General features: G+C 54.6%; 8 protein-coding genes. 2 read left to right on the forward strand and 6 right to left on the reverse strand.

From position 1 onward, the window contains the following. The 4 genes from baeS to N7387_RS02035 are packed head-to-tail and all read right to left on the reverse strand — an operon-like array spanning nt 1 to nt 8814. Nucleotides 1-1371 (reverse strand): two-component system sensor histidine kinase BaeS, encoded by a 1371-nt coding sequence (baeS, locus tag N7387_RS02020; protein ID WP_279796438.1) that lies wholly within the window; start codon nt 1369-1371, stop codon nt 1-3. After that, nucleotides 1368-4460 carry a multidrug efflux RND transporter permease subunit MdtC gene (gene mdtC / locus N7387_RS02025; RefSeq protein WP_279796439.1) on the reverse strand — a complete coding sequence of 1031 codons (3093 nt, stop codon included), beginning with the start codon at nt 4458-4460 and terminating at the stop codon, nt 1368-1370. Before mdtC ends, baeS begins: the two co-directional genes overlap by 4 nt. Continuing rightward, the gene (locus N7387_RS02030; protein ID WP_279796440.1) at nt 4457-7597 is read right to left on the reverse strand and encodes an MdtB/MuxB family multidrug efflux RND transporter permease subunit; all 3141 of its coding nucleotides are present in this window, start codon (nt 7595-7597) and stop codon (nt 4457-4459) included. Before N7387_RS02030 ends, mdtC begins: the two co-directional genes overlap by 4 nt. Then, nucleotides 7597-8814 (reverse strand): MdtA/MuxA family multidrug efflux RND transporter periplasmic adaptor subunit, encoded by a 1218-nt coding sequence (locus N7387_RS02035; protein WP_262859375.1) that lies wholly within the window; start codon nt 8812-8814, stop codon nt 7597-7599. Before N7387_RS02035 ends, N7387_RS02030 begins: the two co-directional genes overlap by 1 nt. A 286-nt stretch (nt 8815-9100) precedes the next feature. Here N7387_RS02035 and N7387_RS02040 point away from each other — a divergent pair, with 286 nt between their 5' ends. Next, nucleotides 9101-9460, forward strand: coding sequence for a hypothetical protein (locus N7387_RS02040; RefSeq protein ID WP_262881961.1), 360 nt, complete (start codon nt 9101-9103; stop codon nt 9458-9460). A gap of 35 nt (nt 9461-9495) precedes the next feature. Here the strand turns inward: N7387_RS02040 and phoC are convergent, their stop codons facing one another. Further along, nucleotides 9496-10257 (reverse strand): acid phosphatase PhoC, encoded by a 762-nt coding sequence (phoC, locus tag N7387_RS02045; protein ID WP_279796446.1) that lies wholly within the window; start codon nt 10255-10257, stop codon nt 9496-9498. A 395-nt stretch (nt 10258-10652) separates the two neighbouring features. On the opposite strand from phoC, the gene N7387_RS02050 reads away from it, so the two are divergent. Continuing rightward, a complete protein-coding gene (locus N7387_RS02050) occupies nt 10653-11075 on the forward strand; it encodes a DoxX family protein (RefSeq protein WP_025154842.1) in 423 nt (140 codons plus the stop codon). A gap of 64 nt (nt 11076-11139) precedes the next feature. On the opposite strand, the gene N7387_RS02055 is transcribed toward N7387_RS02050, so the two are convergent. Next, complete coding sequence (locus tag N7387_RS02055; RefSeq protein WP_262859372.1) at nt 11140-12489, reverse strand: MFS transporter; 1350 nt, start codon at nt 12487-12489, stop codon at nt 11140-11142. Nucleotides 12490-12545 lie beyond the last annotated feature (56 nt).

Consider the following 12545-nt stretch of genomic DNA (forward strand, 5'->3'; position numbering starts at 1 on the left):
TCAACTCCTGTCAGTCAGGCGGGGCAGGATCAGGGTGATGGTCACGCCGCCGAGCGGGGACGCTGATGCACTTATCTGCCCGTGATGTGCTTCCGCGATTTTATCACAAATAGCAAGGCCGAGTCCGGATCCGCCGCTGGCCCGGTTGCGGGAGGATTCGCTGCGGTAGAAACGTTCAAAAATCTGTGAAAACTGTGCGTCGGTCAGCCCCGGCGCACTGTCTGACCAGTCAATTCGGATCTGTGTTTCATCCTGCTGCCCGCGTACTACAATCTGTCCGCCGCTGTCGGTATAGCGCAGGCTGTTTTCCAGCAGATTATGGAACAGCTGACCGAGCCGCGCGTCATCCCCGAAAACCATCAGAGTGTCCGGCAGTTCTGCCGTAACAGCGATATTTTTTTCCTGTAGCCGGTGGCGGAATACGCCGATGGAACGATTGATCACATCGGTCAGGTTACATAATTCTTTGCGGTAAGAGAGTGAGCCGCGATCAGATAATGAAAGCTGATGCAGGTCACTGACCAGTTTTGTCAGCGTCTGCACTTCCGCCAGCAAAGACGCCAGTGTTTCCGGTGTCGGCTGACGTATTCCGTCCTGAAGGGCTTCAAGTTCACCCTGTAACACCGCCAGCGGGGTACGCAGCTCGTGTGAGACATCCGCCATATAATCGCGGCGCATCAGCTCGTTTTTTTCCAGCGTGGAGGCGAGCTGATTAAAATCATCAGCCAGCCGGGCAATTTCATCTTTGCCGTGAACCGGCACACGGCTGCTGAAGTTACCTGCTGCCAGCTGGTGTGTGCCTTCCGCCAGCCGTTTGACCGGACGCAGGAAGCCGCGCGTCAGCAGCCAGGTGACCACCAGGGTGACCAGCAGAACCAGCGCCGAGACTATCCAGCTGGTACGTGCCTGCTGATGTGAAAAGCTTTGGTCGGCTGCCCGGTTGATCTTGTCATCTGCCGGCATGACCACCCAGCCGACGGTATTACCGTTATATTTTACCGGCTTACGGTAGAGTTCCCCTTTCGGCACCGGGCCGTGCCCGAACAGACGGCGATCATCCTCATCCAGCAGCCAGAAGCGCATTTTCCAGCCACGTTCCATATGCTGCATATGGCGGTCGGTATCCAGCGCCCGCAGTGCCTGCATAAAACCGCGCTGATTATTGCGCAGAAAATACCAGCTGCCGTAATCGGCATATTGTTCAGCGACAACATCGGCGATCATCTCCGTCCGGTCTTCGGCGGAGCGCTGAAGATAGCCGAGAAAGCCCTGTTCAAAACTGAAACGGATAGCCAGATGCATCGTCAGCACCACCAGCATACAGGTGGCAAAAATGGCAAGAAACAGTTTGTGGCCTATGCCGGTTTTCATGCATTTTCCTCCGTACTGAGAACGGATTGTCCGGCGGATCCACCGGTTTTTTTGCGGCGCAGCCGGTCAAAGAACAGGTAAATCACCGGCGTGGTATAGAGTGTCAGGATCTGACTGACCAGCAACCCGCCGACCACGGTTATTCCGAGCGGCTGGCGCAGTTCCGCGCCGTCTCCGCTGCCGAGTGCCAGCGGCAGCGCACCGAACAGCGCGGCCAGCGTGGTCATCAGGATCGGACGGAAGCGCAGCAGACAGGCCTGGAAAATCGCATCCCGCGCACTCTGCCCGCCGCGCTGGGCGGCAATGGCGAAGTCCACCATAATAATGGCATTTTTCTTCACAATCCCGATCAACAGCATTATTCCTATCAGCGCGATCAGGCTGAACGGCGTATCAAAGAAGCGCAGCGCCAGCAGTGCGCCGACCCCCGCGGAGGGCAGGGTGGATAAGATGGTCAGCGGATGAATAAAGCTCTCATACAGCATGCCGAGCACCAGATACACCGTGATAATGGCAGCGATAATCAGCAGCACCTGAGACTGTAATGTCTCCCGGAACAGCTGTGCGGTTCCGGCAAAGGTACCGCGCACCCCGGACGGCACACCCAGCTCCACCATGGTGCGCTCTACCGCCGCCACGGCATCTGACAGGGAATAGCCTTCCGCCACATTAAAGCCGATCGTTGAGGCCGCTGACAATCCCTGATGGTTAACACTCAGCGGTGCATTCGCCGGACGCCATTGTGCGAAATACGCCAGCGGAACCGGTTGTCCCTCTTTATTGATGACAAACATTTTGTCCAGCGCGCTGACATCCTGTGTATATTGCGGCGCGACTTCCATCACTACTTTATACTGGTTCAGCGGTTCATAAATGGTGGAGATCTGCCGCTGACCGAAGGCGTTATTCAGCAGGTTATTGGCATCATTAACACTGATCCCGAGCTGCGCCATCACATCACGATCATAGGTCAGCGCCATTTCCGCGCCTTTATCTTCTTTATCCGAGTTGACATCGGTCAGCTGCGGCAGTTCGCCGAGGGCTTTGCGGATTTTCGGCTCCCATTCGCGCAGCAGGGATAAATCATCCGCCAGCAGGGAATACTGATAACTGGAGTTAGACTGACGCCCGCCTGCCCGCACATCCTGTACCGGGATCAGGAACAGATTGGCACCCGGTTCATCCGCGAGGGTGATACGCAGCCGGTTGATCACATCCTGGGCGCTGTCTGTCCGCTCATCCAGCGGATTGAGTGAGATAAACATAAACCCGCTGTTTACCCGCCCGCCGCCGGTAAAGCCGGTGACACTGGCAACATCTTTATCACTGTGAATGCGCTGCATAAAGGTGCGCATTTTCTGCTCCATCGACTGGAACGAAATGCTCTGGTCAGCACGGACAAAACCCAGCAGTCGCCCGGTATCCTGATCCGGGAAAAAGGTTTTTGGTACAGAGATATAGAGCCAGACCGCGAGAGCAATGGTGCCGGTGAAAATCAGCAGCACCCAGCGGCTGTGTGCCAGTACCACGGTCAGGCTGCGCCCGTACCATTGCTGGATGCGGAACAGGATCCGGCCCGCGCCGCGTTTGCGCTCCCGTGCCGGTGCCGCACGATTTTTCAGCAGATGTGCGCAGAGCATCGGAGTGAGTGTCAGGGAGATCACCAGCGAGATAGCAATGGCGGTGGTCAGGGTGATGGCAAATTCGCGGAACAACCGCCCGACCAGGCCATCCATCAGCAGCAGCGGGATAAACACCGCCACCAGGGAGATGCTCATGGAAAGCACGGTAAAACCGACTTCGCTGACCCCTTTGAGGGCGGCTTCTTTCGGTTTCAGTCCGTTTTCAATATGACGGGCGATATTTTCCAGCACCACAATCGCGTCATCCACCACAAAGCCGGTGGCGACGGTCAGGGCCATCAATGACAGGTTATTGAGGCTGAAGCCACACAGATACATGGCACTGAAGGTACCGATAAGGGAGACAGGCACGGCCAGCGCCGGGATAATGGTGGCGCGTCCGGAGCGCAGAAACAGGAATACCACCAGGATCACCAGCCCCACCGCAATGGTCAGTGCGCGTTCCACTTCGGTCAGTGAGGCGCGGATGGTCGGTGTGCGATCCTGCGCGACCTGCAAATCCACACTGGCGGGAATGGCATCCTGTAATACCGGCAGCTGTTCGCGGATACGGGCCACGGTGGCGATAATATTGGCACCGGCTTCACGGCGGATCACCAGCAGGATCGCAGGTTTGCCGTTGCTCATTCCGGCAGCGCGGACGTTTTGTACCGAGTCTTTCACAGTGGCAACATCGGCCAGGCGTACCGCCGCGCCGTCATTGTAATGCACAATCAGCGGACGATAATCCTCCGCCGTTTTCAGTTCACTGTTACTGTCAATCTGCCAGCGGCGTTCATTGTCAGACAGCGATCCCTGCGGACGCAGTACGTTGGCATCGGTAATCACTTTGCGCACGCTGTCGAGGGAAACGCCCTGGTTAAACAGCTGTGACGGATTAAGCTCCACACGCACAGCAGGCAGCGAGCCGCCGCCGACTGAAACCTCACTCACGCCTTCAATCTGCGACAGGCGCTGTGCCAGCCGGGTGGAGGCGATATCATAGAGTTTGCCGGTATCGAGGGTGTCCGATGTCAGCGTCAGGATCATAATCGGTGCATCGGACGGGTTGGATTTATAGTAACGGGGGCGTGACGGCATCCCGGACGGCAGCAGGTTCTGCGCGGCGTTGAGTGCCGCCTGCACATCCCGTGCGGCACCGTTGATATCGCGGTTAAGCTCAAATTCCAGGGTGATACTGGTACTGCCGAGGGAGCTGGAGGATGTCATTTCTGATACCCCGGCTATCTGCCCGAGTGAGCGCTCCAGCGGCGTGGCGACAGAGGAGGCCATGGTTTCCGGCGAGGCACCCGGCAGTGAGGCCGTGACATTAATCACCGGATAATCCACCTGCGGCAGCGGTGCCACCGGCAGAAACAGGAAGCTGATCGCCCCGCACAGGGTGATGGCGAGGCTTATCAGCGTCGTCGCCACCGGGCGGGCGATAAACAGGGCGAACAGCCTCATGATGAGGCTCCTGTGTTGTCACTTTCCGGGGTAAACCGGGCGTTATCGCGCCAGTGAGACAGGCGGTCAAACAGCAGGTAAATCACCGGGGTGGTAAAGAGGGTCAGGATCTGGCTCATAATCAGCCCGCCGACCATACAGACCCCCAGTGGCTGGCGCAGCTCGGCACCAACCCCGGTACTGAGCATCAGCGGCACCGCACCAAACAGCGCAGCCATGGTGGTCATCAGGATCGGGCGGAAACGCAGAAGACACGCCTGATAGATCGCATCATACGGCGACAGCCCCTGTTCGCGTTCTGCGGCGAGGGCGAAGTCAATCATCATAATGGCGTTTTTCTTCACAATCCCGATCAGCAGAATAATACCGATAATCGCAATCACATCCAGCTCATTGCCCGCCATCATCAGCGCCAGCAGGGCACCGACCCCGGCAGTGGGCAGGGTGGAGAGGATAGTAATCGGGTGAATAAAACTTTCATACAGAATGCCGAGTACAATATACATTGCGACCACAGCGGCGAGGATCAGCCACAGGGTATTGGACAGGGCATTTTCAAAGGCGAGAGTCGCGCCCTGGAATTGGGTGGTGATATCTTTTGGCAGGCCGATACGCTGCTCTGCTGATTTCACTGCATTAACAGCCGCTTCCAGCGAACCGCCCGCCGGGATATTAAAGGAGAAAGTGGCGGACGGGAACTGCGCCAGATGATTGATCGCCAGCGGCCCGAAGCGCTGCGAGACAGTGGCAAAGGCTGACAACGGCACCGAATTGCCGTCTTTGTTGGTCAGACGGATACTGCTGAGCGCATCCGCGCCCGGTGTCAGCGCGGTGTTATTTTCCAGCACCACGCGGTACTGGCTGGCCTGGGTATAAATTGTGGAGATCAGACGCTGACCGAACGCATTATACAGTGCGTTATCAATGTTGGTCATGGTCAGCCCCAGCCGTGATGCGGTATCGCGGTCAATATCGATATAAGCCACCAGCCCTTTGTTCTGCCAGTCATTGCCGGTGTCGGTCAGGGCATCACTGCGCTCTAATTCTGTCATCAGACGCGGCACCCACAGATCCAGTTCCTCAAGGGAATTCGCCTGTAAGGTAAACTGATACTGGGTGCGGGAGGTCTGGGTATCGATAGTCAGATCCTGAGACGGCTGGAGATACAGCTTCACCCCGGGCAGGGTATCGGCCTTTTCCTGTAACCGCGTGATGATAGCTTCCGCGCGGTCAGCCCGCTCAGACAGCGGTTTCAGGGTGATTTGCAGACGCCCGGTGTTCAGTGTGGCATTGCTGCCGTCGATACCGGCAAAGGCAGCGATATTGGCGACCGCCGGGTCATCCGCCAGCAGACGGCTGATCGCCTGTTGTTTCTCACTCATAGCCTGAAACGACACGGACTGCGGGGCTTCCAGCGTTCCCTGAATCAGTCCGTTATCCTGGATCGGGAAAAAACCTTTCGGAATAAACAGATAGAGGATGACGGTGAGCGCCATGGTACTGAACGCAACGCCGAGTGTCAGCCATTGGTGGCGCAGCACCCACGTCAGCCAGCGACCGTAACCGGCAATCACCCGCTCAAAAAAGCGTTCGGTGGCGCGGTTAAAGCGGTTATGGCGGTGAGCAGATTCCGGTTTCAGGAACCGGGCGCACATCATCGGTGTCAGTGTCAGTGACACGATACCGGAAATCAGGATCGCCACCGCAAGGGTGATGGCAAACTCACGGAACAGGCGACCGACAATATCCCCCATAAATAACAGAGGGATTAACACGGCAATCAGTGAGAAGGTCAGTGAGATAATGGTAAAGCCAATCTCACCGGCACCTTTCAGGGCAGCGGTCAGCGGTTTGTCGCCTTTTTCCAGATAGCGGGCGATGTTTTCCACCACCACAATTGCATCATCCACCACAAATCCGGTGGCGATAGTCAGCGCCATCAGTGTCAGATTATTGACGGAAAAGCCGCAGAAATACATCACCGCGAACGTACCGACCAGCGAGAGTGGTACCGCCACGCCGGGGATCAGCGTCGCAGCCATATTGCGCAGGAACAGGTACATCACCATGATCACCAGCGCAATAGCTAAGAATAATTCAAACTGCACATCTTTGACTGAGGCGCGGATTGCATCTGTCCGGTCAGTCAGAACCGTTACGGTCACGGATTCCGGCAGCGTTTCCACCAGTTCCGGGATCAGAGCCCGGATGGTATCGGTGGTGGCAATTACGTTCGCGCCGGGCTGGCGCTGCACATTGATGACAATGGCCTGTTTATCATTAACCCAGGCACCCAGTTGGGTGTTTTCCGGCCCTTCCTGCACAGTTGCCACATCCCGCAGGCGGATTGGCGCATTGTTTTTGTAGCTGACAATCAGGTTCTGATAATCTTCCGCCGATTTCATCTGGTCGTTGGCGGACAGCGTTACCGATCGCGCCGGGCCGTCAAGGCTCCCTTTGGCGGAGTTGACGTTGGCATTGTTAATCGCGGTGCGGATAGTTTCACTGTCCAGCCCGTAAGCGGCGACAGCATTGGCATTTAACTGCACCCGCACAGCAGGGCGCTGACCGCCCGCCAGCGTCACCAGACCGACGCCTTCCACCTGGGAGATTTTCTGGGCGATACGGTTTTCCACCATGTCCTGTAACCGTGTCATCGGCATGGCATCGGAGGTGACGGCAAGGGTCAGTACCGGCGGATCTGCCGGGTTCACTTTGCTGTAAATCGGCGGATAAGGCAGGTCATTCGGCAGCAGATTGGTTGCCGCGTTGATGGATGCCTGCACTTCCTGCACCGCCACATCAAGCGGCAGGGAGAGCTGGAACATCAGGGTAATCACAGAGGCACCGCCCGAGCTTTGCGACGACATCTGTTTCAGTCCGGACATCTGCCCGAACTGACGCTCCAGCGGTGCGGTCACGGCGGAGGTCATCACATCCGGACTCGCGCCGGGATAGAGCGTGACGACGCGGATAGTCGGGTAATCCACTTCCGGCAGCGACGAGACCGGCAGCATGCGGTAGCCGACAATCCCTGCCAGCAGGATCGCCAGCATAAACAGGCTGGTGGCGACCGGACGCAGAATAAACAGACGGGACGGGCCGCCTGCACGGGTTTCAGGATTATGTCCGGACATCAGGCCTTATCTCCGGCTGCGGCTTTTTTTTCACCGGACACGACGTCCACCTGTGCGCCGTCAGTCAGGCGGTCGATTCCGTCAGTCACCAGGGTATCACCGGCGCTGACGCCGCTTTTGATCACCACGCGCTCCGGGGTCTGTAATTCCACATCCACAATCTGTTTGCGGACTTTATTTCCGGCTTCCAGAAGCCAGACATAGTTGCCTTCGGTGCCCATCTGCAGTGCGGCATTCGGGATCACCACGGCATTTTCCAGCTGCCCGACCTGCAGCAGTACATTGACAAACTGGTTCGGGAACAGCAGGTCATCATCATTGGTAAACCGCGCTTTGGCTTTGACTGTGCCGGTGGCGGCATCTATCTGGTTATCCAGTGTCAGCAGTTTGCCCTGTGCCAGGCGGATGCTGTTATCTTTGCTCAGTGCGGTGACGGTAAGTGCCGGCAGGGTGTGCTGCGCCATGCGGATCAGCGGGATATCATTTTCCGGAACGGTAAACAGTACATCGGCAGGTGCGGTCTGGTTGATCACCACCAGCGGCATGGCGGTTCCGGCAGTAATAAAGTTGCCGGTATCCACCTGACGCAGACCCATTTTTCCGCTGATAGGCGCGGTGATACGACTGTAGGTCAGTTGCAGTTTCGCGCTGTCGATAGCCGCCTGATCCACCTTAATACCGGCTTCTGCCGATTTGACGGTTGCCTGCTGGGTATCCAGCTCCTGTTGTGAAATCACATTAGTGGCCGCGAGTTTCTGATAGCGGCTCAGGTCACGGCGGGCATTGGCGAGCGTGGCCTGATCTTTGGCGAGCTGTCCCTGTGCCTGGGCCAGCTGGATCTCAAACGGACGCGGATCGATAGTGAACAGTAAATCACCGGCATTCACTTTCTGTCCTTCCTCAAAATGGATCTGCATCAGCTGGCCTTCCACGCGGCTGGTTACCGTCACGGAATTTGCTGCCTGTACGGTACCGAGTGCTGACAAGGTGCGGGGAATGGTCTCCGAAACGGCGTAGGCTACCTGTACCGGTGCCAGCGGCGGGCGGCCGGGACGGTTACTGTTTTTGCCTGCGGAAGCGCCCGGCTTGCCGGCAGCAGGCGGGGTAGCCGGTGCCGCAGAGTGAAAGTAATGATAGGTGCCGTAACCGGCTGCGCCCAGAAGGAGAACGGCAATCGTAATGCCTGTGCGTTTCTTTCTCTTTTGTACATTATTCATTTTGGGATTACTCATCATTCCTTTTTACCCGGTGCTGCCGGGGTACACGTAAGGGCGCAAAACAGCCTGAATTATGATAGGGATAGTGTACTGGTAAATCTGATTGTAAAAATGGAAGAATTGTGAAAATAACGTTGATACAGGTAAATATATGTGATTTCAGCGGAGTCTGCCTTTATGTCAGTCGCTTTATCATCCCTTAAGGAAATATTACCGGTGTGGTTTACTCAATTTATGATGTGCAGTAATATTACGCATTCTTAACGAACTGATAATAAACACCATAATGATGAAAAACAGGCTTATTCTTATCTCTGCGCTGCTGCTTTCCGGCTGTTCTTCTGTCTGGGTGGAAGTGCCGGGCGGATCCGAATACACACGGGCAGAGGCAAATGCCTTCTGTGAACCGGAATCACACCAGCGTTATCCGGTTAAAAATGAAGTTGCCCAGCGCAGTGTGATGCGGGATGTGGAGAAACGCTGCAAAAAGGATGATGACTGCGGTAACAGCAAAACCTACAAAGAGCAGACCCCGGTAACGGAAAGTTATGTGATGGATGTGAATGAGGACAGCCGCAACCGCTATTTCTACAGCTGCATGAAAACAAAAGGCTGGGATCGGGAAGACCGCTGGATGTGGGAATAACAGGGAATATCAGGGCAGATATTGCGCTGCCCTGATCAGATATCACCGCTTATTTCTGTGATTTTTTGTGCAAATTCCTGTTTGGCTTTCGCTAACTGTGCCTGAAATGCCGGGTCGGAATGTAATGTCGCGACAGCGGCTGAACCGGCAATCCGCCCGGCATCCACATCACTCTGCCAATGATAGCCGCAAATCACGCGGCTCTGTCCGAACTGATAACCCCGTTCCAGAATCGCATCCTGATTTGCCGGATTGACTTCCGCCAGCACCAGTGCCGTTGCCCAGCCGATAGAGGTATGACCGGACGGATAAGATCCATTCGTTGATATTACTTTTTGATCTTTGGTATTACAGGTTTCTGTACCGTAAAACACAAACGGCCGGATGCGCATGTAATGCTCTTTGGCGGAGCGGGTGGCCAGGTCTCCCGTATCTCCCATCATATTAGTCAGCAGTTTATACAGTTCCGGTAAGTCTTTTTTCGTTATCGGATACCCGAATGCCCCTGAAAATGCGGTCGCTACACTGCCGTCAGCCAGATCGGCATCAGTATGAGCTTGTTTTCCGCGTTCCGTATCACGTAGTATCCGGGTTTTTTCATACATTGCCTGATCATTTAAAAACTGAATACTGCCGACTTCCGGCGGTGGCGGTAACAGTTTCAGACTGTCGATAGCCTGTTCATTTTTTAGATAATATAAATCCGGATTGGTGGTGGTATCATTGCCCGCCGGGATCGCGGGTACGGAAAGGGAATACAGTGAGAGCAGACAACCTGCAATAATATTTTTTTTCATAATATCTCCTTATCAGATAAACCAGTATTACTCAGGAACCGGCCTGACAGGCAGAATGAAAAAAAGCAGCTTATTGTTAATTTAAAAAAAGTGGTGAAACAATCCCTGAATGAGTAAGTATTTTTGATGATGATTTTCAGATAATTTGACAGAAACAGCATGGCTTTTGTTAAGAAACTGATAAATAAGACCCGGGCGATAGCATTAAAAAAGATAACACCCAGATATTATAAGAAAATATAAAGCGTTGGGTTTTGTTTTTGCCTGCATATTCTTAACAATTAAAATAAAGGACGTTTTCCGGTTTTCACCGTCACGGAATGTTGCCGCTACCGCTTTGCGTATCACTGCGTATACTCACAATGAGTAAGATTCTCATTCAACAGGGGTATATTATGACAGGTGTAATCAACAGGCTGTTATCACACGACGATGCCGGGAAATTATTACTGCGGCTGGCGGTCGGCGGATTAATGTTGTTTCACGGTATCGGTAAATTACTCACCGGTGCAGCGGGGATAAAAGGGTTGCTGGCTTCTTTCGGGTTACCGGAATTTATCGCTTACGGTACTTATCTCGGGGAAATTGTCGCTCCGGTCTTTATTATTCTCGGTATTCTGACGCGGCCGTCCGCATTGCTGGTGTCTTTTACCATGGTGGTCGCCTGGCTGATGATAGGTGTGAATAAGACCTTTATGCTGGATCCGACAGGGGCGTGGGCGATTGAAAGCCTGATGTATTTCTTTATCAGCGGTATTGCGCTGGCCTTTATTGGTCCGGGTAAATATTCGGTGATAAAAAACCCGGCCTGGCGCTGATTCAGAAGACGGAAAGAAAAAGGGCGGATCATGTTGATCCGCCCTTGCTGTTTTATCGGTTTCGTTAAGACGGCTGTGCCGCGACCGTTTTCGTACTTTGAGCTTTACGCGCTGTCCAGCCTTTGTGTGCCAGCGGTAAGAAGCCGATGACAATCGCCAGTACGGACACACCTGCCACATAATACGCCGGTGCCATTGCACTTTTCTGCAACCAGGCGCCGGTCAGCATCGGCGTTAAGCCGCCGAATACCGCGTAAGCCATGTTGTAGGCAAAAGACAAGCCGGAGAAACGGATTGCCGGCGGAAATGCCCGCGTACTGATAATTGGCGTGGTGGCAATCGCGCCGACAAAAAAGCCCATTACTGCATAGTTAATCACCAGTGAAGCCGCTGCGATATCCGGTGACAGCGCACTGTAGAAGTGGAATGCGGTGATCGCTAATCCGCCCCAGGACAAGGCCAGTGTCACACGGCTGCCGATCTTATCTTCCAGCCAGCCCCAGAAAATACAGCCGAGGGTTAAGGTCAGCGTAGCCACGCAGTTTGCCTGTAATGACAATGTGCGATCAATACCGTACATCTTTTCCACCACAACGGACGGGGTCATCAGAATGATCACCACGATAGCGGTGGATAATGACCAGGTCAGCCCGGCAGTCACAAAACAGGCCATTTTATGGTTTTTCAGAACCGTTTTCACCGGCATCTCTTCGGATAATGCCCGTTGGGCGGCCATCTCTTTAAAGATCGGGGTTTCCTGTAAAAAACGGCGCAGATACACGGAAATCAGCCCGAACACTCCACCGAGGATAAACGGAATACGCCATGCCCACGCAGTGACTTCAGCCGCAGTATACGAGGACTGAACTGCGATAGCGACCAGCGAACCCAGCAAAATACCACCGGTGATCCCGGAGGTCAGCGTACCGACACCCAGCCCGTAGCGCTGTTCCGGTGTGTGCTCCGCGATAAATACCCATGCGCCCGGCATCTCACCACCGATCGCCGCGCCCTGTAAAATCCGCATCAGCAGTAACAGGACAGGTGCCGCCACACCGATGCTTTCGTAGGTCGGCAGCATACCGATGACCAGTGTCGGCACTGCCATCAGGAAGATACTCAGGGTAAACATGCGCTTGCGGCCGATAATATCGCCGAAATGCGCCATAATGATCCCGCCGAGCGGACGCGCCAGATAACCGGCGGCGAAAATTCCCAGCGTTTTCATCTGGGCGATAAATTCGTTATCACCCGGGAAAAACAGGTGGGTTAGCGTACCGGTAAAAAACACAAATATGACAAAATCATAGAATTCAAGCGTGCCGCCGAGGGAGGATAATCCCAGTGTTTTATAATCGTTTTTATTTAATGGCCTTGCCTGAGGCTGACTTAATGGCGATGTATCGGTTGTCATAATTATGTCCTTTTATTTACTCATTTATTCAATGACGGGGGTCGTGTCATTTTTTT

Source organism: Morganella sp. GD04133 (assembly GCF_029835375.1).
Lineage (GTDB): Bacteria > Pseudomonadota > Gammaproteobacteria > Enterobacterales > Enterobacteriaceae > Morganella > Morganella morganii_B.